The following is a 21085-nucleotide window of genomic DNA, read 5'->3' as shown; positions in this document are numbered from 1 at the left end:
GCCGCGTCCGGAGGCGGACCGGGTCGCGGTCCGCGGCGGACGGCCGGGCCGTCCGTCCGGCGGCGGTGGGTCAGACCGCCATCAGGTAGCGCTGGAAGCGGGGCATGAGGTGTTCGAGGGCGCGGACCTCGGTCTCCGTCAGGTCGGGGTGCCAGACGTCCCACAGGAGGACCGCGCGCTGCTGCGTGCCCCGGTTCCACGCCTCGTGGATGAAGCTGTCGTCGAAGAGGATGACCTTGCCCTCCTCCCAGCCGCGCTCGTCGTCGCCGACCTTGATGGAGCAGCCGGGCGGGACGATCAGCGGGAGGTGCGCGGTGAGGAGCAGGTTCACGCCGCCCGTGTGCGGGGTGATGTGGACGCCCGGGTTGAGGACGGTGAACATGCCGTCGCGCGGCCCGTGCGGGGTCGCGGCCAGCGCCTCGACCGTCCTCGGGCAGCGCTCGCGGGCCTCGTCGCGCCAGGCCCCGTCGCGGTAGATCTGGTACGTGTCCCAGCCCTGCCAGCCGAGTTCCTTGGTGTAGAGGTCCTCGTACGGGGCGAAGCGGGCCTCCGCCTCGCGCAGCGCCAGGAACTCCGCGCGGATCTCCTCGAACGCGGCCTCCATCCCCGCCACCCACGGCCGGGCGGCCGTGTCGTGCCACGGCAGGGCGCTGATGCCGGGGAAGAACAGGCGGGTCGGCTCCTGGTCGTCGTGGAGGTACTCGGGGGCCTTCTCGCCGACGAGGATCGCCAGGCACTCCTCGACCCGCTCCAGCCCGTCGGAGCCCACGGCGTCGCGCAGCTCCGTCATCACGCTTCGTACGTCCATGTCAGTTACTCCTTGTCGTGGGGTCGGTCCGGCCGGCGGCGCGTCCCCGGGCGCGGGCCCGCGCGGCGGCGCGGCGCCGGTCGCCGCGCGCGGCCGCGTCGTCCGCCCGCGCACCGGCCGGGTCACCGTGCGGGCCGGCGTCCGAGGCGCCGCCCGGCGCGTCGAGACCGGCGACGAACTCGGCGACGGTGGGGCGGGCGAAGACGTCCACGAGCCGTACGGGGCGGCCCAGCCGGTCGGCGAGGTCGAGTTGCAGCCGGGCGGCGAGCAGCGAGTTGCCGCCCGCCTCGAAGAAGTTGGTGTGGCGGCCCACGGCCCGGTCGGCGCCCAGCACGCGGCGCCAGGCGTCGGCGACGAGCTGTTCGGCGCCTTCCGCCGGCGGCGCCGACGCGTCGGGGACGGCCGCCTCCGGTACGGGCAGCCGGGCCCGGTCCCGCTTGTTGGTGCGGGTGCGGGGCAGGGCGTCGAGCAGCACCACCCGTTCCGGGACGACCGGGGCGGGCAGCCGGTCGGCGAGCAGCGCCCGCAGGGCGGCGGGGGACACGTCGCCGGTGACGACCGCGTACCCGACGAGGCGGGGCGCGGACGGCGTGCCGTGGAGGGCGGCGGCGGCCTCCCGTACGTCCGGGTGGGACTCCAGGATCGCCTCGATCTCCTCCAGCTCCACGCGGTTGCCGTGGATCTTCACCAGGCCGCCGGTGCGGCCGGTGAAGGCGAGTTCGCCGTCGGGCAGCACCCGGCCGAGGTCACCGGTCCGGTACAGGGTGCCGCCGGGCCGCCACGGGTCGGGGACGTACGCGCGGCGGCTCTCCTCTGGCCTGCGGTGGTACGAGCCGGCGAGGAGGTCGCTGCGCAGGTGGATCTCGCCGACGACGCCGACCGGGCAGGGGCGGCCCCGGTGGTCCAGTACCAGCGCCTCCCGGCCGGGGATGGGCCGCCCGATCGGCACGGACGACGGGAAGCGCTCCCCCGGCGCCAGCTCCCGGTGGGTGGCCAGCACGCATTCGGTGGGCCCGTACAGGTTGTGCAGGCGGGGCCGTACGGGGCGGTCCGCCCACGCGGCGGCGAGCGACGGGGGCAGCACCTCCCCCGCGAGCAGCAGGTGCTCCAGGTCCGGGAGCCCGGCGCCGCCGCGGTCGAGGGCCTCGGTGAGCACGGTGAGGAAGCCGGGCACGGTCTGGATCTGCGTGACGCGTTCGGCGCGCAGCCAGGACGCCAGGGCCACCGGGTCGCGCCGGACGTGGTCGGCCGGGACGCACAGGGCGGCGCCGTGGCAGAGCGCGGCGAACACCTCGGTGTAGGCGGCGTCGTACGTGAACGGGGCCCACTGGGCGACACGGCTGCCGGGCCGCACCCCGAAGGTCCCGCCCTGCCAGTGGGCGAACTGGGCGAGCGTCGCGTGCGGCAGGACGATGCCCTTGGGGCTGCCGGTGGAGCCGGACGTGTACACCAGGCACAGCGGGTCGTCGCCGGTCGCCTCGTGCGCGGGCCGGGCGGCGGACTCCGGTGCGGGCGCGGCCGGTTGGGCGCCGGGCTCGGGGAGCGCCGGGTCGAGCGGCTCCACGGGGACCCCGCCGAACGTCCCGGCGGCCGCGTCCCACAGGTCCGGCAGCGCGGCGAGGCAGGACTCGGCGGCGAGCACGCACAGCGGTTCGGCGTCGTCCAGCACGGCCCGCAGGCGCGCCTGCGGCGAGTCGGCGTCGAGCACGGCGAACGCCGAACCGGCCTTCGCCACGCCGAGGACGGCCGCCGTCTGCGCGGGCCCGGTCGGCAGCAGCACGGACACGAACCGGCCCGGCCGCGCGCCCCGGCCGAGGAGCCGGCCGGCGATCCGGTCGCTCCAGGCGTCCAGCTCCCCGTACGTGACGGCCCGCCCGTCGTGGCGGACGGCGACCGCGTCGGGGTGCTCCGCGGCGCGGGCCCGGAACAGTTCGTGGACGGGGGTGGCGTGGGCCTTGCGCCAGGTGCCGGCGGGAGCGGCGGGGCGGGGTGACGGGGTCTCGGCGTGGTGCGGGTCGACGGGGGCCGCGGCCGCCTCGGCGTCCGGGTCGTCGAGCGCCGCGCGCAGCAGGGTCTCCAGGTGGCCGGTGAAGCGGGCCGCCCACGCGGGCGTGAACCGGCCGGTCGCGAACTCCAGTACGCCGTCGATCCGGTCGGGGTGCTCCTCCAGCGCCAGGGTGAGGTCGTACTTGGCGGTGCCCGTCGGGACCGGCAGCAGCTCGCCGGAGGCGTCGCCGAGCCGGACCCGGGCCGGTATCGCGTCCTGGAGGACGAGCGTGGCCTGCACGAGGGCGGGCCGTGCCGGGTCGCGGGGCAGGCCGAGGGCGTCCACCAGGCGGTCGAGCGGCACCAGGGAGCGGTCGAGGTCGTCCGCCAGGCGCTGCCCCGTGCGCCGGGCGAGCGCGGCGAACGACACGTCGCCGCGCAGGTCCACGCGGACCGGCAGGGTGGTGACGAGGGAGCCGATCAGCCCGTCGAGGCCGGGGGCGCCCCGGTTGGCGGCGGGCACGCCGACCAGCACGTCGTCGGTGCCGCCGTACCGGCCGAGCAGCGACGCGTACACGCTGAGCAGCAGCGTGAACGGGGTGACCCGCAGCCGGACCGCCGCCGCGCGGAGCCGGGCGGTCTCGCCGGGCGCCAGCCGGAACGGCACGGTGGCGCCCGCGCCGGTCGGCCGGGGGGCGGCGTCGGGGTCGGCGGGCAGGTCCAGCACGCCGGGGTGGCCGTCGAGGCGGTCGCGCCAGTACGCGAGGTGCGCGTCGCGGGTCGCCTCGGCGGCGGGGGCCGTCAGGGCGGCGGCGTGGCGGGCGAAGTCCAGCGCGGGCGGGGCGGGGAGCGGCCCGGCGCCGGTGTGGTGGGCGTGGAGCGCCGCCAGTTCGCGGACGGCGACTCCGATGGACCAGCCGTCGACCGCGAGGTGGTGGGCGGTCAGCAGCAGCACCGGCCCGGACGCCTCCTCCGCGCCGCCGTCCGCCGCGCCTCCCGCCGCGTCGTCCGCCGGGCCCTCCGCGTCCGCGATCAGCAGGGCGACGCGCAGGAGGGGGCCCTCGGCCAGGTCGAAGGGCCGGATGGCCTCGGCGCGCAGGACGCCGTCCCGCCACTCCTCGACCGCCTCCGCGCCCCGGGCGCGCACCTCCTCGGGAGCGTGCAGGACCGTGGGGCGTACCGACTCGGCGGGGAGCGGCAGCAGGACGGGGCCGTCGTCGGTGAGCGCGCAGCGCGCCGCGAGTATCCGGTGCCGTCCGGCCAGGTCGCGCAGGGCGCGGCCCAGCGCGCCGGTGTCGACGGGCCGGTCGAGGCGGACGGCGGCGGCCAGGTTGTAGGCGGCCGACTCCGGCGCCAGGCGCTGCGTCAGCCACAGCTGGCGCTGCTGGTCCGTGAGGGGTACGGGCCCGTCGGGGCGGGGCTCCGCGCCGCCGGGCGCGGCGGCCGGGCCGGCCGTTGCGGTACCGGGCCCGGCGGCCTCCCGCGCGGCGCGGGCGAGGCCCCGGGGGGTCGGGTCCGCGTAGAAGGCGGCGAGCGACGGCGCGCGGCCGAGGGCGTCGCGGGTCCGCCCGAGAAGGCGGGTGGCGACGATGGAGTTGCCGCCCGCGGCGAAGAAGTCGTCGGTGGTGCCGACCGTGTCCGGCGCGGCGCCCAGGAGGTCGGCCCAGAGGGCGACGACGGCCCGTTCGGCGTCGTCGGCGGGGGCCGTGGGCGCGGTGGCCGAGGTGAGGGCGCGCGCCCGGAGGGTCAGGGCGGGGCGGTCGACCTTGCCGCTGGTGTTGAGCGGCAGTTCGCCGACGGTCGTGATGACCGCCGGGACGACGGCGGCGGGCAGCAGGCCCCGCAGGTGGCGGCGCAGCACGGCGCCCGGCGTCTCGGCGCCACCGCCGTCCGCGACGCCCTCCGCGCCGTCCGGAGCGACGCCCTCCACACCGCCGGGAACGCCGCGCGGAGCCCCGTCCGGGACGACGAACGCGACGAGCCGGGGCGCGGCCGGGCGCTGCCGGTCGACCACGACGGCGGCGGCGCGCACCAGCGGGTGGGTCGTCAGGTGCGCCTCGATCTCGCCGAGTTCCACGCGGTGGCCGAGGATCTTGACCTGCTGGTCGGCGCGGCCGAGGACGACGATCCGCCCGTCGGGCAGGTAGCGCGCCAGGTCGCCGGTCCGGTAGACGGGCGCGGCGGGGTCGCCGGTGCCGAGCGGATCGGCGCCGACCGGGTCGGGGACGAAGACGGCCGCGGTCAGGTCGGGCCGGTTCCAGTAGCCGGCGGCGACACCGGACCCGCCGATGACGAGTTCCCCGGTCGCGCCGAGCGGGACGGGCCGGTCGTGCCGGTCGAGGATGTGGCAGTACGTGCGGGCCAGCGGGCGGCCGACGGTCACCGGTTCACCGGGCAGGACGCGCCCGGCCGTGGACCAGATGGTCGTCTCGGTGGGGCCGTACAGGTTCCACAGCTCGGCGCCGCGCTCCAGGAGGCGGGCGGCGAGCGCGGGGTCGAGGGGTTCGCCGCCGCTGAGGATCCGCAGGCCGGGCAGGCCCTGCCAGCCGCTGTCCACGAGGGCCCGCCACAGCGACGGCGTGGCCTGCGCGAGCGTGGCTCCGCAGCCGCGCAGCAGCGCGGCGAGGCGGGCGGGGTCGCGGACGGTGTCGTGCGGGGCGACGACGACGCGGCCGCCCGCGACGAGCGGCGCGAACAGCTCCAGCACGGAGATGTCGAACGTCAGGGCGGTGACGGCGACCAGCACGTCGCCGGTGCCCATGCCGGGTTCGCGGACGACGGCGTGCAGCAGGTTGGCGACCCGGTCGTGCGGCACGGCCACACCCTTGGGGCGGCCGGTGGAGCCGGAGGTGTACATGAGGTACGCGAGGGAGTCCGGCGGCGGGCCGTCGGGGAAGGGGACCGTCCCGGTGGGCCCGGTCTCCGCCAGCAGGTCGGCGCACGCGGCGAGGGCCGGGCCCCCGTCGGGGGCGGGCCGGTCCGGGTGGCCGGTGACGAGCAGCCGGGAGCCGCTGTCCGCGAGGACGTACGCGGCCCGCTCCTCGGGCATCGTGTCGTCGAGCGGCACGAGGACGGCCCCGGCCCGCCATATCCCGGCGACGAGCGGGACGAGGGCGCTGTCGCGGGGGGCGAGCAGGGCCACCCGGTCGCCGGGGCGCACGCCGTGCCGGCCGGCCAGTCGGGCTGCCACGCGGTCGGCCGCCCGGTCCACGCCGGCGCGGGTGAGGACGTCGTCGCCGTGTCCGACGGCGGGCGCGTCGCCCCGCAGGGCGGCGAGGGCGCGCAGCGCGTGCGGGACGGTGGGCCACGGGGCGGGGGTGCGGTCGGCCGTGTTGAAGCCGGTCACGACGCGCCCGTACGCCTCCGGGGCGGCGACCGGCAGGTCGGCGAGCGGGCGGCCGGGGTCGGCGACGGCCGCCTCCAGCAGGCACAGCAGCCCCTCGGCGATCGCGGCGACGGTGTGCGGGGCGAGCGCGGCGGTCCGGTACTCCAGTCCGGCGTCGAGGTCGCCGGACGGCCTCGGCCGCAGGAACAGCGACAGGTCGTACTTGGCGGTCCCGCTGTGCGAGGGCGCGGGCACGGTTGCGACGCCGGGCAGGGCGAGGGTGGTGGTGGGGCCGCTGTGGAACGCGTACATGAGCTGGAACAGCGGGGAGCGGCCGCCCGCCGCCGGGGCGAGGTCCTCGACGACCAGGTCGAAGGGGGTGTCCCGGTGGGCGAGGTCCGCCTTCAGGTCGCGCCTGGTGCGGGCCAGGGCCTCGTCGAAGGTGGGGACGCCGGAGAGGTCGACGCGGTGGGCGATGACGTTGAGGAGCGGGCCGACCATCGCGCCGAGCGCGGGCCGGTTGCGGGTGGCGACGGGCATGCCGACGACCAGGTCGTCCTGGCCGGTGAAGCGCTGGACGACCGCGCAGAACGCGGTGAGGAGCGTCGCGGGCAGCGTGGCGACGCGGCTGCGGGCGAGCGCGGCGAGGTGGGTGACGAGGCCGGCGGGGAGCGTGAAGTGGTGGACGGCGCCCGACGTCTCGTCGGGGCGGGCCGCGCCGGGCGGCGCCGGTTCGGCGGGGAGGCTCAGCACGGGCAGCTCGCCGCCGAGCCGCTCCCGCCAGTGGGCGAGGCCGCTCCCGGCGGACGGGTCGGTGCGCTGCCAGGCGGCGTAGTCGCCGAAGTCCCGTCGGCCGGAGGGGAGTTCGGGCAGGGCGGGGCCGCCGCCCGTCTCGGCGGCGTACTGGGCGGCCAGTTCCTCCAGGAACACGCCGAACGCCCAGGCGTCCACGACGATGTGGTGGGCGACGAACAGCAGCAGGTGGCGGTCGTCGCCGAGCCGGAACAGGCGGGTGCGCATGAGCGGCGGGCGCGCCGGGTCGAACGGCTCGGTGGCCGCGCGGGCGACGAGTTCGGCCAGGCGCTCCTCGCGCGCGTCCTCGGGCAGGCCGGTGAGGTCGGTGAGATCGACGGCCGGACGGGTGCGGTCGGCGATGTGCTGGTACGGCTCGCCGTCGTCGTCGGTGAGGACGGCGCACCGCATCGCCTCGTGGCGGGCGGCGAGGACGGCGAGGGCCCGCTCCAGGGCGTCGGCGTCGACGGGCCCGGTCAGGCGGAACGCCGCGGTCTCGTTGTGCAGGGCGCTGCCGGGCAGCAGCTGCTCGGCCCGCCAGATGGCGCGCTGGGCGTACGACAGGGGGGCACGGTCCCGGCGCGGGCGCGGCGGCAGGGGCGCGGTCATCGGCCGCTCCCGCCGGTGACGGCGGCGGCGAGCCCGGCGACGGTGGGGTCCTCGGCGAAGACCCGCAGCGGCACGTCGACGCCGAACCGCGAGCGGAGCCGGTCCAGGAGCCGGGCGATGGCGAGGGAGTCGCCGCCCAGGAGGGTGAAGCTGTCGCGGCGGCCGACGGCGGACAGGTGCAGCAGGTCGCACCAGAGCACGGCGATCTCCGCTTCGGCGCCGTCGCGGGGGGCGTCGTCGGCGGTGGCGGCCCGCACCGCGGACGGCACGGGCAGGGCGCGCCGGTCGGCCTTGCCGTTGAGGGTGCGGGGGATCGCGGCGAGCCGTACGTACAGGGAGGGGCGGCTGCCGGGGTGGAGCCCCGCGGCGGTGTGGGCCCGCAGCTCCTCGTCGGTGACGGTGTCGTCGGCGACGACGTAGGCGCACAGCACGGGGTCGGCGTCGCCGTCCTCGGCGACCGCGGCGGCGCAGGCGTCGCGGACGCCGGGGTGGCGGCGCAGGACGTCCTCGACCTCGCCGAGTTCCACGCGTACGCCGTTGACCTTGACCTGCTGGTCGCGGCGGCCGAGCACCTCCAGGACGCCGTCGTCGCGGAGCCGCCCGAGGTCGCCGGTGCGATAGGCGTGGGTGCCGGCGAAGCCACCGGGGCGGCCGTCGAGGTAGCCGCGGAGGGGGAACGGCGTGTGGATCTCGATCTCGCCGATGGTGCCGGTGACCGGCGCGCCCGCGGCGAGGACGCGGACCTCGACGCCGGGCATGGGCAGGCCGGCGGGGACGGTCCCGGCGCCCGCGTCCTCGGCCCCGAGGCGCCGGTACACCTTCGTCATGGTGGTCTCGGACGGGCCGTACAGGTTGACCAGGGTCTTGTCGTCGCCGAACAGGCCGCGCCACCAGGCGACGTCGGAGGGGCGTACGGGTTCCCCGGCGAGGAGCACGGTCCGCAGCGCGGGCAGGGACCCGGCGGTGAGGCCGGCGGCGCGCAGGGTGCGGAAGACGGTGGGCACGCAGTGCAGCACCTCGATCCGCCCGGCGTCGAGCCACGCGGCGAGTCCGGCGCCGACCGGGACGGCGCCGGAGGGGGCGGCGTGGACGCTGCCCCCGGCGCGGAGCGGCAGGAGCGTGTCGCGGAGGAACGCGTCGAAGCCGGGCGAGGTGAGCAGGGACACGCGGGTGCCCGGTCCGACGCCGAACTCGGCGGTCTCCCAGTCGAGGAAGTGCTCGACGGCCTCCAGGCTGCCCTTGATGCCCTTGGGCCGGCCGGTGGTGCCCGAGGTGAAGTAGACGTATCCGGCGTCGGGGGTGCCGGGGTCGCGCCAGTCGTCGGCGTGCCAGGTGCCGTGCTCGGTGTCCTCGGCGTCGATGTACCGGATGGTGTCGTCGTACGGGCCGCCCGCGGCGAGGGCGGCGCGTCCGGCGCGGTCGGTGACGACGGCCGTGGGGCGGAGGTCCTCGGCGATGGCGGTCCAGCGGGCGGCGGGCTGGCGGGTGTCGACGGGGGCGAAGGCGCGGCCGGTGGCGGCGCAGGCCAGGATGGCGGCGATCACCGGGGCGGGTTCGGCGCAGGCGACGAGCACCGGCCCCTCGCCGTCGGCGAGGCGTTCGCGCACTCCGGCGGCGTGGGCGGCGAGCCGCTGCCGGGTCCAGTCACCGGAGGGCGTGGCGAGGGCGACCGCCTCCGGCTCCTTCTCCACGTGGTCGGCCCAGTGGCGCAGGATCGTGGTGTGGCTCACAGCTCTCCGTTCTTGATCCGCCCGGCCACGACGGCCAGGGGGTCGATGGCCGGGAACTCCGCGGACAGGCCCGCGGCGGTGAGGGCCTGGGTGACGAGGTGGAGTTCGGTGCAGGCGGCGACGAAGTGCCTTACGCCGTAGCGGGGCAGGGCCGCGCGCAGGAAGGCGACGGTGTGCAGCGGGTCGCCGCCGGCCTTGAGGCGGTACACCTCGCGGTGCAGGGCCTGCTGGTCGTCGGGGCTGAGGGGGACGAGGTGGCGGACGGCGTCGTGCGGGCCGGTGGTGAGGAGCCCGGCGCGGGCGGTGCCCTCGGTGCACAGCAGGAGGTGGGGGCGGGCGGTGCGGGCGAGTTCCGCGTGGACGACGTCGACGAGGGAGACACAGCGGCCGAGGAGGTCCGGGGGGAGGTCGCCGAGGACGCGGTGGGCGGTGACGCAGGCGACGACGACCCGTTCGGCGCCCGCGGCGACGAGGCCGCGCACGGCCCGCTCGACGGCTTCGCGGAGCGCTTCGAGGCGGCCGGTGCCGATGGCCTCGGTGCGGTCCACGACGGCGGGGTCGGACCACAGCAGGACGCGCGGCGACTCCTGTTCGGGGCGGCCGTCGGCGGGGAGGTAGACGCTGCGGAGCAGTTCGGTGGAGGCGAGGGGGCCCATGCCGCCGACGACGCCGACCAGGGGCAGGCCGGGCCGGGCGGTGCCGGCCGCGGCCGTCGCCGGGCCGGTGCGGGGCGCGGGGGCGGGGGCGGGGGCGGGGGCGGCGAGGGGCGTCATCCGAGGCACGGCAGCCCGAACTCCTCGACGAAGAGCGCGAAGGTGGCGATGACCATCAGGTAGTCGGTGTCGAGGTGCGCGTGCACCTGGTCGCCCCGGTCGCGGTGGTGGCGCACGAGCGCGGAGACGGTGTCCGGGTCGAAGTAGCCCTGCCGCCGCACGAGGGACGGGGAGAGCAGCTCCTCGAACCAGTCGGCGCCCGTGTTCAGGAGGTGCCCGCTGGTCTGGCCGCGGAAGCCGAACTTGGGCCGGGCGAGGACCTCGCCGGGGACGAGCGGCCCGGCGACCCGGCGCAGGACGGCCTTCTCGGCGCCGCCGGCCACCATCAGCGCGGGGTGGAGGGCGACGGCCTGGTCCACGACGGGCCGGGCGAGGAACGGGAAGCGGGGCTCCACGGCGTTGGCGAGGGCCATGCGGTCCCCGTGGTCGCCGAGGAGGTGGTCGGCGAGGCGCAGGTGGAAGTCGAGGTAGGAGCGCTGGTGCAGGGGGTGGCGGCCCTTGAGCCGGTCGGCGTCGACGAGCCGCTGGGAGGTGACGGCGAACGCGTCGAAGGACGGGGCGAGGTCGGCGGAGTACAGGTCGCGGCGGATCTCCTGGGTGGTGATCTGGTCCTGTTCGTAGCCGATGTCGACCCCCCACATGCGCTCCCGGATCTCCCGCTCCAGGTGGGCGTCGAGGCCGGTGAGGCGGCTGCCGCCGAGCCCGGCGGCGTCGTACCGGTATCCGGGGTAGCCGCCGAACAGCTCGTCGGCGCCCTCGCCGGTGAGGACGGCGACGGTGCCGTCGGCGCGGACCGCCTCGGACAGCTTGAGCGAGCAGACGTTGTACGACTCGCGGACGGGCGTCTCGGCGTGGCGGACCATGGCCCGCAGCCGGTCGGCGACGTCGGCGGCGTGGACGGGCACCTCGTGGTGGCGGGTGCCGAGCTTCGCGGCGACGAGCCGCTGGTGGGGGCTCTCGTCGAAGTCGTGGCCGGGGAAGACGACGGAGTAGCTGGGCCAGGTGCGGCCGGGGCGGGCCCTGGCGGCGAGCGCGGCGAGGAGGCTGGAGTCGAGTCCGCCGCTCAGGTACAGGCCGACGGGCACGTCCGCTTCGAGCCGGTCGCGGACCGCGCCGTCGAGGAGGGCGGCCACGCGGTCGGCGGCGGCGCCGAGTTCGGCGTCGATGTCGCCGCCGAGCGGGGGGAGGTCTCCGGCGTCGGGGTAGTCGAGGTCCCAGTACCGCTCCACGGTGACGCCGGAGGCGTCGGCGACGAGCCGCTCGCCGGGGCGCAGGGAGTGGATGCCCTCGAACATGGTGCGCGGGCTGACGAGTCCGGGGAGGGTGAGGACCTGGTCGAGGCCGCGCAGGTCGACACGGGGCCGCACCGCCGGGTGGCGCAGGATCGCCTTGATCTCGGAGCCGAAGACGAGCAGTCCGTCCACGACGGTGTAGAACAGCGGCACGATCCCCGCGTGGTCGCGGGCGAGGAGCAGCCGCCGGGCGGTCGCGTCGTACAGGGCGAAGGCGAACTGACCGTCGAGGCGCGCGGTGAGGCCGGTGCCGTGGCGGCGGTAGAGGTGGACCAGCACCTCCGTGTCGCAGGCCGTGCGGAACCGGTGCCCGGCGCGGGCCAGTTCCTCGCGCAGGGCACGGTGGTTGTAGATCTCGCCGTTGCAGACGGAGACGAGGTCGCGGTCCTCCGAGAAGTGCGGCTGATTGCCCCGTTCCAGATCGTTCAGGGCGAGCCGGCGAAATCCCAGCGCGATTCCTTCGCCGACGTGGCGCCCGGCGTCGTCCGGGCCTCGGTGGGCAAGTTCGGAAATCATTTCCGAAAGGACATGAGTTTGCATCGGACGCGCCCCGTCGAGGGAGAACACGCCCGTAATTCCACACACGTTGGAAAATCCCCGTTTCACACCCGCACGGCACTTCCGGATGCGAGTGTCACGCTAGCCCACCGACATACCGAGGTCAACAAAAAGTTATTCATCGTCCGTCATGACCAGGGACTTTGACGGGTCGTCGGACTGGCCCGGCGGACGAATTCCTGAATAGGGTCTCGGTACGGGCCGCGAGACCGGCCCGGAAACTCCCCCAGGACAGAAGGGCAGAACGCAGTGACGCGCAACCGATGGACCCCTTGGGACTCCGACCCCGCCGCCGACGGCGGCACGGAGGCGGTGCGGGTCTACTGCCTCCCGCACGCCGGCGGCTCGGCGGGCTCGTACCTGGCCTGGGCGCGCTCCCGGCAGGTGCCGGGCCTCGACTTCGTGCCGGTGGAGCTGCCGGGTCGCGGCACCCGCATGGCGGAGCAGCTGCCCGCCTCCATGGAGGAGGTGGTGGACGGCGTCCTGTCGGTGCTGGAGGCGCGGCCGGAGCGGGAGCCGTTCCTGCTGTTCGGGCACAGCATGGGCGCCCAGATCGCGTACGAGACGACCCGCCGTCTGGTGGCCGGGGGCCGTCCGCTGCCGCGCACCCTGGTGGTGTCCGGGTGCCGTCCCCCCGGCTCGCCCGTGGCGATGCCCCTGCACGACCGGGACGACGACGAACTGCTGAAGGGCATCGTCGAACTCGGCGGCACGCCCGCCGAGATCCTGGAGCACCGGGAACTGCTGGCGATGCTGCTGCCCGTGATGCGCGCGGACCTCGGGCTGCTCGCCCGGTACATGGAGGCGGTCCGGCCGACGGTGCTGCCGTGCCCGGTGGTGGCGCTCGGCGGTGACGGCGACCGGCTCTCCGGCCCGGAGTGGATCGACGGCTGGCGCTCGGTGACCGCGGGCGGGTTCCGTCGGCGGATACTCCCCGGCGACCACTTCTTCCTCCACGACGAGGTGGACGCGGTCATGGAGGAGATCACCGGCGCCGCGGAGGAGCACGCCGGCGCGGCCGGCTGAGCCGGTCCCCCGCCGCCCGGCGCCCGCCGCGCCTCCCGCCTGGGGGCGCGGGGCCTCCGGGCGGCGCGCGCGGCCGCGGCGCGGGGCGCGGCGGCGGGTCACCGGGCGTCCAGGCGGGACAGTTCGGCCGCGAGGACCCGGCCGATGGCGTCGATGTGGCCGGGCTCCACGAGCTGGAGGTGCTGGGCGTCCACGGGGTGGTCGGTGACCGGCCCGATGAGGTACGGCGCCCACAGCTCGGGGGTGGTCGCCCGGCCCACGGCGGCCTCCCGCCGCACCTCCGCGGTGGCCGTGAAGGTGAGCAGCCCGCCGTCGTACGTGCGGGGCGTCCAGCGCACCATCAGCTCGCCGTGGTAGCGGCAGGTGTCGATCATCGCGGCGAGCGCGGCCGGATCCGCCGGGGCGGAGGCGCCCATCGCCGGGGCGAGCAGCCGCAGCAGCTCCTCCGGTTTCGGGACGCGGGTGCCGTCGGCGACGGCGGCGATGTCCTCCTCCGGCGCGCCCACCGCGTCGAGCAGGGCGCTCAGCACGTCCGTCTCGGCGACCGGTGCCGCGTGGGCGCGCCGGTCGTGCTCGGTCGGCGGCACGCTGTCCATCAGGGCGACCAGGTCGACCCGCTCACCCTGTTCGCGGAGCTGGACGGCCATCTCGTGGACGACGACGCCGCCGAAGGACCAGCCGAGGAGCCGGTACGGGCCGTGCGGCTGGATCTCCCGGATCCGCGCCGTGTACTCGGCGGCGAGGCGGTCGAGCGTCACGGGGCGGGACCGTCCGCAGGCCGGTCCGGCGCCTTGGAGGGCGTACACCGGCTGGTCCGGGCCGAGGGCGCGCAGCAGCCCCACGTATCCGAAGCCGTCGCCGACGACCGGGTGGACGCAGAACAGCGGGGCGCGGGTGCCGTGGGCGCGCAGCGGCAGCACCGGCTCCCACGGCACCGGGGCGTCGTCCGGTGCGACGCCGGTGCCGGGGCCCTCGGCGAACCGGCCGTGCAGGGCCGGGTCCCCCGCGATCCGGGCGGCCAGCGCCGCGGCGGTCGGGTGGTCGAAGAGGGTGCGGACGGCGAGGTCCACCCCGGTCTCCGCGCGGATCCGCTCCACGAGCCGGACCATCATCAGCGAGTGGCCGCCCAGCAGGAAGAAGTCGTCGTCGGGACCGGCGCCAGGCACGTCCAGGATCTCGGCGAACAGCTCCGTCAGGGTGCGTTCCAGCGGCGTGGCGGGCTGCCGGGCGCCGCCCCCGGCCGAGGCGGGGGCGTCGGCGGGCTCGGGCAGGGCCGCCCGGTCCAGCTTGCCGTTGGGCGTGACGGGCAGCGCGTCGAGCGTGACGTACCCGGTGGGCACCATGTGCTCGGGGAGCCGACCCCGCAGGTGCTCGCGCAGCTCCTCGGTGGCGGGCGCGGCGCCCGCGGGCACCACGTAGGCGACGATGCGGGGCGCGCCGTGCCGGTCCTCGCGGACCAGGACGACCCCGGCGGCGACGGCCGGGTGCTCACCCAGCGCGGCCTCGATCTCGCCCAGTTCGATGCGGAAGCCGCGGACCTTGACCTGGCCGTCGACGCGGCCGAGGTACTCGACCGCCCCGTCGGGCCGCCAGCGGGCGAGGTCGCCCGTGCGGTACATGCGGGAGCCGGGCGGGCCGTACGGGTTGGCGACGAACCGCTCGGCGGTGAGGGCGGGGCGGCCCAGGTAGCCGTGGGCGAGCTGGACGCCGTCGAGGTAGAGCTCGCCGGCGACGCCGGGCGGGACGAGCTGGAGTTCCGCGTCGAGGATGTGGACGCGGGTGTTCCACACGGGTCGGCCGATGGGCACGGGGCGGCCGTCGTCGTCCTCGGGGCGGCAGGTCCACGCGGTCACCTCGATGGCGGCCTCGGTGGGCCCGTACTGGTCGACCAGCCGGACGCCGGGCAGCACCTGGTGGAAGCGGCGGGCGGTGGCCGTCGTCAGGGCCTCGCCGCCGACGATGACCAGCCGCAGCGAGTCGCAGCGGCCCGCGTCGGGGTGCTGGAGGAAGGCGTCGAGCATGGAGGGGACGAACTGGGCGACGGTCACCCGCTCGGAGCGGATGAGGTCGCACAGGTACGCCGGGTCACGGTGCCCCTCGGGGCGGGCGACGACCAGGGTGGCGCCGGTCGTCAGAGGCCAGAAGATCTCCCAGACGGACACGTCGAAGCTGGACGGCGTCTTGTGGAGCACCCGGTCCCGGTCGGTGAGCAGGTACTGCTCCTGGCCCCAGCGGAGCCGGTTGGTGACGGCGCCGTGCGGGACGACGACGCCCTTGGGGCGGCCCGTCGACCCGGAGGTGTAGATCACGTACGCGGGGTCGTCCGGGGTCGGCGCGGTGGGCGTCCCCCGTTCGCCGCCGCCGGCGGCGGGGCGCGGCGCGAGGAGGGCGACACCGTCCGGGACGCGCAGTCGCTCCGCCTCGCCCGGCGCGGCGATCACGGCCGTGGGCCGGGCGTCCTCCAGCATGAACGCCAGCCGGTCGGCCGGGTAGTCGGGGTCGAGCGGCACATAGGCGGCGCCCGTCCGGTGCACGGCGCACACGGCGGCCACCAGGTCCACGGAGCGGGGCACGGCCACGGCGACGACCGCGCCGGGCCCGGCGCCGAGCGCGGCGAGCCGTCCGGCCAGGTCCTCGACGAGTGTGTCGAGTTCGGCGTACGTGGTCTCGCCGCCCTCGAAGACGACGGCCGTGGCGTCGGGGGTACGGGCGAACTGCTCCGTGACGGATGCGGCGAGCGTGGTGGGCTCCAGTTCACGGCGGGTGTCGTTCCACTTGTCGAGGACGAGGCGCCGCTCGTCGTCCGAGAGGAGCCCGATCCGGCCGATGCGCAGGTCCGGTTCGGCGGCGGCGGCGGTGAGCAGCCGGGTGAGCCGTTCGGCGATGGCCGCGGCCGTGGCGTCGTCGAACAGGTCGGTGCGGTACTCCACGGTGCCCCGCAGCGGGCCCTCCGTGCCGTCGTCGGCGCGTTCGGCGGCGAGGGTGACCGTCAGGTCGAACTTGGCGGGCGCGAGCTGCACGGTGAGCCGCCCGGCGGTGACGCCGGGGATGTCGAGCCGCACGTCGGCGCCCTGGTCCACGACGAGGGCCACCTGGAACAGCGGGTGCCGGCCGGGCTGCCGCTCGGGCCCGACGAGGTCCACGAGCTGCTCGAACGGCAGGTCCTGGTGGGCGTAGGCGGCCACGTCGAGGTCGCGGACCCGGTCCAGCAGCTCCCGGAACGTCGGGTCGCCGGCCGTGTCGGTGCGCAGCACCAGCGTGTTGACGAAGAAGCCGACCAGGTCGTCCAGGGCGGCGTCGGTGCGGCCGGCCACCGGGGCGCCGAGGGGGATGTCCGTCCCGGCGCCGAGGCGGGTCAGCAGCGCGGCGAGGCCCGCCTGCACTGCCATGAAGAGGCTCGCGCCGCTCTCCCGCGCGAGCGCGGCGAGCGCCCGGTGGGTGGCCGCGCCGATCTCGACGGGCACGGTGCGCCCCTCGTGGCCGGTCTCGGGGGTGCGGCGGCGGTCGGCGGGCAGCGGTATCTCGTCGGGCAGTCCGTCGAGTACGGCCCGCCAGTGGTCCCACTGAGCGGCGGCGAGCGTGCCCGGGGTGCGGGCGTCGCCGAGCAGGTCGTGCTGCCAGAGGGTGTAGTCGGCGTACTGGACGGGCAGGGGCGCCCAGTCGGGGGCGCGGCCCTCGGCGCGGGCCCGGTAGGCCGCGCCCAGGTCGGCGGCGAGCGGCTGGAGGGACCAGCCGTCGCAGGCGATGTGGTGGACGGTCAGCAGCAGGACGTGCCGGCCGGGGCCGAGCAGGTAGAGGCGGGCGCGCAGCGGCGGCCGGGACGCGAGGTCGAACGGGGCGGAGGCGGCGGCGCGCAGCTCCGCCTCCAGGGCGGCGCCCTCGGCGCGGGCGGGGTCCAGCGGGGCGATGTCCAGCAGGGACGGCAGCTCCGCCGGGGCGAGGACGCGCTGGTGGGGCACGCCGTCCCGGTCGGGGAAGACGGTGCGCAGCGCCTCGTGGCGGACGACGACGTCGTGCAGGGCGGCGCTCAGGGCGCCGATGTCGAGCGGGCCGTCGAGGCGCAGCGGCAGCGGGATGTGGTAGGCGGGGCTGTCGGTCTCCAGGCGCTGGAGGAACCACAGCCGGCGCTGGGCGTGCGACAGGGGCGTCTCGGCGGGCCGCCGCGTCGGGGTGAGCACGGGGCGGCGTCCGCCGGGCGCGTCGGGGCCGTCGGCACCGTCGAGGAGGCGGGCGAGTCCGGCGGGGGTGCGGGCTTCGAAGACGGCGCGGATGGGCAGTTCGGCGCCGGTGGCCGCGCGGACCCGGCTGACCAGCCGCATGGCGAGCAGGGAGTGGCCGCCCAGCCGGAAGAAGTCGTCGTCCGGGCCGGCCTCGGGCAGCCGCAGCACCTCGGCGAACAGGCGGCACAGGGCTGCCTCGCGCTCGTCGGCGGGCGGGCGGCCGGGGCCGCCGGTGAGGCGCAGGTCCGGTTCGGGCAGGGCGCGCCGGTCGAGCTTGCCGCTGGCGGTGAGCGGCAGCCGGTCCACGTGGGCGTAGGCGGTGGGCAGCATGTAGGCGGGGAGGCGGGCGGCCAGGTGCTCGTGGAGCTCGGCGGCGCCGGGTGCCCGCCGGCCGGGCGCCGGGACGACGTGGGCGGCGAGGTACGGGTCGCCGTCCTCCTCGCCGCGGACGGTGACGGCGGCCTGGGCGACGGCGGGGTGGCCGGTGAGCTGTGCCTCGATCTCGCCGGGCTCGATGCGGAAGCCGCGGATCTTGACCTGCTCGTCGGCACGGCCGAGGTATTCGACGTGCCCGTCGCGGCGGAGCCGGGCGAGGTCGCCGGTGCGGTACATGCGGCTGCCGGGAGGGCCGTACGGGTCCGCGACGAATCGTTCCGCCGTGAGGGCGGGGGCACCGAGGTAGCCGCGGGCGAGCTGGGGTCCGGCCAGGTACAGCTCGCCGGGCACGCCGAGCGGGGCGGGCCGCAGCCGCTCGTCGAGGACGTACGCGCGGACGTTGCCGAGGGGTCGGCCGATGACCGGGGTGGGGCTGTCGCCCAGTTCGCAGCAGAGCGCGTCGACGGTGAACTCGGTGGGCCCGTAGTAGTTGTGGACGTCGGTGCCGGGGACGGCGGAGAGCCGCTCCCACAGCTCGGGGCCGACGGCCTCGCCGCCGAGCATCAGGACGCGCGGCCGGTGGTGGTCGCCGTCGTCCAGCAGCCCGGCCGTCAGCAGGGCCTGCGCGTAGGTCGGCGTGAGGTCGAGGAAGTCGAGCCGTTCGCGCCGCACGTGGGCGACGAGCGCCTCGGGGTCGAGGCGGACCTCGTCGGCGAGGAGGTGCAGGCAGTGCCCTTCGAGGAGCCAGAAGAACGGCTCCCAGGCGGTGTCGAAGGTGATGGAGGCGACCAGCCCGACGTGCATCCGCGTGCCGTCGGCGGGCGCGTACCGGCCGACCATGCGGACGCGGTGGTGCTCCGCGAGGTGGGTGAGCGCCCGGTGCTCGACGGCGACGCCCTTGGGCGTGCCGGTGGAGCCGGAGGTGTGGATGACGTACGCGGTGTCGGACGGGCCGGTGGGGGCGGCGCGGTCGGCGTCGGAGAGGTCGGTGTCCGGGTGGGCGGCGAGCGCCGCGCGGACGTCCGGGTCGTCCAGCGCGAGCGCGGGGACCCCGGCGGGCAGCCGCCCGGAGGTGGCGGTGGTGGTGACGGCGCAGACCGGGCGGGCGGTCGCGGCGACGGCGGCGATCCGCTCGGCGGGCGTGTCGGGGGTGAGCGGGGCGAAGGCCGCGCCGGACTTGAGGACGGCGAGCAGGGAGACGGCCAGCTCGGCGGTGCGGTCGAGGACGACGAGCACGGGCCGGTCGGGCGCGGCACCGCGGCGGACCAACTCGCGGGCGAGCCGGTTGGCGCGGGCGTTGAGCTCGCCGAAGGTGAGCCGGTCGGCTCCGGCGACGAGGGCGGGCGTGCCGGGTTCGGCGGCGGCGCGCTCCTCGAACGCCTGGTGGTAGGCGAGGGCGGGTACGTCGAGCGCGGGTCCGTCCCACAGCGCGGCGAGGGTGTCGCGCTCGTCGGCGGCGAGCAGGTCGACGGCGCCGATGTGCCGGTCGGGGTCGTCGGCGACCCGTTCGAGGAGCAGGGCGAGCCGCCGGGTGAGGGCTTCGGCCCCGGCCCGCTCGAACAGGTCGCTGCTGTACTCGACGAAGCAGGTCAGCCCGGCCGGTTCGCCGTCGGCGTCGCGGCGCTCCATGACGTTGAACGACAGGTCGAACTTGGCGCCGCCCGGGTCGGCCTCGACGACCTCGCAGGTGACGCCGGGCAGGGCGAGGGCGGCCTCGGGCAGGTTCTGGAAGGCCAGCATGACCTGGAACAGCGGGTGCCAGGCGAGGGAGCGCGGCGGGTTGAGGGCGGTGATGAGCCGCTCGATGGGCATGTCCTGGTGGGCGAAGCCCTGGAGGTCGGTGCGGCGCACCCGCTTGAGCAGTTCGCGGAAGGTGGGGTCGCCGGAAGTGTCGATGCGCAGGACGAGCGGGTTGACGAAGTAGCCGACGACGTCGTCGTAGCGGGAGTCGCCGCGTCCGGCGGTGGGGCTGGCGATGGGCAGGTCGTCGCCCGCGCCGGACCGGCTGAGGACGGTGGCGAGCGCGGCCTGGACGACCATGAACAGGCTGACCCGGCACGTCCGGGCGAGGGCCAGCAGGTCCCGGTGGAGGGCGGCGGGGATCTCCCAGGGGAAGTAGTCGCCCTCGTGGGACATGACGGCGGGGCGCGGCCGGTCGGTGGGCAGCGGCAGGCAGTCGGGTATCCCGGCGAGCGCCTCCTTCCAGTACGCGAGCTGGCGGCTGATGCCGCTGTCGGGGTCGTCCAGGCTGCCGAGGCCGGCGTGCTGTGCGGTCGCGTACGCGGCGAAGTCCGCGGGGAGCGGCGCCCATACGGGCGCGCGCCCCTCGGAGCGGGCCGTGTAGGCGGCGCTCAGGTCGCGGGCGAGCGGCGCCATCGACCAGCCGTCGCCCGCGATGTGGTGCTGGACCATCAGGACCAGGTGGTCCTGCGGTCCGAGGACGAAGACCCGCATGCGCAGCGGCGGTTCGGCGGCCAGGTCGAAGCACTCGCGGCAGGCGGCGGCGATCAGCTCCGGGAGGTCCGCCTCGTCGGCGGGCCGGACCGTCAGCGGCACGGGGACGTCCCGGGGGTCCAGGACGCGCTGGTACGGGGTGCCGTCGCGTTCCGGGAAGACGGTCCGCAGGGCGGCGTGCCGGTCGATGACGTCCCCGAGCGCGTCGCGCAGGGCGTCGACGTCGAGCGGGCCCCTGAGGCGGAGCGCCACCGGCATGTTGTAGGAGGCGTCGCCCTCCTGGAGCCGGTCGTTGAACCACAGCGCGAGCTGTGCGTAGGACAGCGGGATCTCGCCCGGCACGGTGCCTTCGCCCTGCACTTGCTGTTCCTCCCCGTGGACGCGGACGGCCCCCTGGGAGGCTGCCGCGTCAGGCCGTTGCGATGGGTCTGCGTCGTGGTGCTGCGTGGTGCCGGTGATGCTCGGTGGTGCGGGTGGCGCGGGTGGTGCCGTGATGCGGGTGGTGCCGTGATGCGGGTGGTGCCCTGGCGCCCCCTGGCGCCCCCCGTGGTATTCGGTGGTGCCGTGCGGCGCCAGGGCGGGCCGGGGAGCGGTCAGCCGGCGGTCCAGTGGTACGTCACGTCGGGCTCGTTCTCCTCGTTGCGGCTGCCGTCGTTCAGCTCGCCCACGGTGAAGCCGTGCCGCTCGTAGAAGGCGCGGGCCTCGGTGTTCCGCCGGAAGACGTGGAGGGACAGCTTCTCCGGCGACGCCTCCCGTACGGTCTCCAGCAGGGCCGTGCCGATGCCCCGGCGCCGTACGTCGGGGCGCAGGTACAGGTGGTCGAGGACGGTGCCGTCGAGGGAGGCGAATCCGACGATCTCCGCCGGGTCGCCCAGTTCGGCCACCCAGACGGTGGTGTCGGGCAGGACGACGGCCTCGATCCACGCGCGGGTCTGCTCATCGCTGTGGAGGCGCGGCAGGTACGGCATGGTGGCGGTCCGGGAGGCGAGGAAGACCGCGGTGACGGCCTCGCCGTCGGCGGCGGTCGCCCGGCGGATGCGCGGGGTCTCCGGCTTCTCGGCCCGGTCGGCGCCGTGCGGGGCGGAGGAGGTCATGGGGACTCGTTTCTGTCGTGGGCGGGAAAGGGTGTCGTCGGTG

Annotated in this window: 8 protein-coding genes; 1 reads left to right on the top strand and 7 read right to left on the bottom strand. The window is 76.5% G+C overall.

Annotated elements, in window-relative coordinates:
• Positions 1-70: 70 nt before the first annotated feature.
• Genes NRO40_RS22830 through asnB form a run of 5 tightly spaced genes read right to left on the bottom strand, consistent with a single transcriptional unit; the run spans position 71 to position 11900 of the window.
• Positions 71-808, bottom strand: coding sequence for an aspartyl/asparaginyl beta-hydroxylase domain-containing protein (locus tag NRO40_RS22830; protein ID WP_058943077.1), 738 nt, complete (start codon positions 806-808; stop codon positions 71-73).
• A gap of 1 nt (position 809) precedes the next feature.
• Complete coding sequence (locus tag NRO40_RS22825) at positions 810-7520, bottom strand: non-ribosomal peptide synthetase (protein ID WP_257375485.1); 6711 nt, start codon at positions 7518-7520, stop codon at positions 810-812.
• On the bottom strand, positions 7517-9250 hold the full coding sequence (locus tag NRO40_RS22820; RefSeq protein ID WP_058944725.1) for a non-ribosomal peptide synthetase: 1734 nt from the start codon (positions 9248-9250) through the stop codon (positions 7517-7519). Before NRO40_RS22820 ends, NRO40_RS22825 begins: the two co-directional genes overlap by 4 nt.
• A complete protein-coding gene (locus NRO40_RS22815; RefSeq protein WP_257375580.1) occupies positions 9247-10023 on the bottom strand; it encodes an aspartate/glutamate racemase family protein in 777 nt (258 codons plus the stop codon). Before NRO40_RS22815 ends, NRO40_RS22820 begins: the two co-directional genes overlap by 4 nt.
• On the bottom strand, positions 10020-11900 hold the full coding sequence (gene asnB / locus NRO40_RS22810) for an asparagine synthase (glutamine-hydrolyzing) (protein ID WP_058944723.1): 1881 nt from the start codon (positions 11898-11900) through the stop codon (positions 10020-10022). The genes NRO40_RS22815 and asnB overlap by 4 nt, the downstream gene beginning before the upstream one ends.
• Before the next feature lie 222 nt (positions 11901-12122).
• On the opposite strand from asnB, the gene NRO40_RS22805 reads away from it, so the two are divergent.
• Positions 12123-12899: a thioesterase II family protein gene (locus tag NRO40_RS22805; RefSeq protein ID WP_058944722.1), complete on the top strand. Its 777-nt coding sequence runs from the start codon at positions 12123-12125 to the stop codon at positions 12897-12899.
• Positions 12900-12997: 98 nt separating this feature from the next.
• On the opposite strand, the gene NRO40_RS22800 is transcribed toward NRO40_RS22805, so the two are convergent.
• Both NRO40_RS22800 and NRO40_RS22795 read right to left on the bottom strand, forming a co-directional pair.
• Positions 12998-20308 carry an amino acid adenylation domain-containing protein gene (locus tag NRO40_RS22800; RefSeq protein ID WP_058944721.1) on the bottom strand — a complete coding sequence of 2437 codons (7311 nt, stop codon included), beginning with the start codon at positions 20306-20308 and terminating at the stop codon, positions 12998-13000.
• A gap of 233 nt (positions 20309-20541) precedes the next feature.
• A complete protein-coding gene (locus tag NRO40_RS22795) occupies positions 20542-21042 on the bottom strand; it encodes a GNAT family N-acetyltransferase (RefSeq protein ID WP_058944720.1) in 501 nt (166 codons plus the stop codon).
• Positions 21043-21085: the final 43 nt, after the last annotated feature.

The sequence above is a fragment of the Streptomyces changanensis genome, from assembly GCF_024600715.1.
Lineage (GTDB): Bacteria > Actinomycetota > Actinomycetes > Streptomycetales > Streptomycetaceae > Streptomyces > Streptomyces changanensis.
The sequence above is the reverse complement of the archived record's forward strand: the minus strand, read 5'-3'. Positions and strand labels throughout refer to the sequence as shown.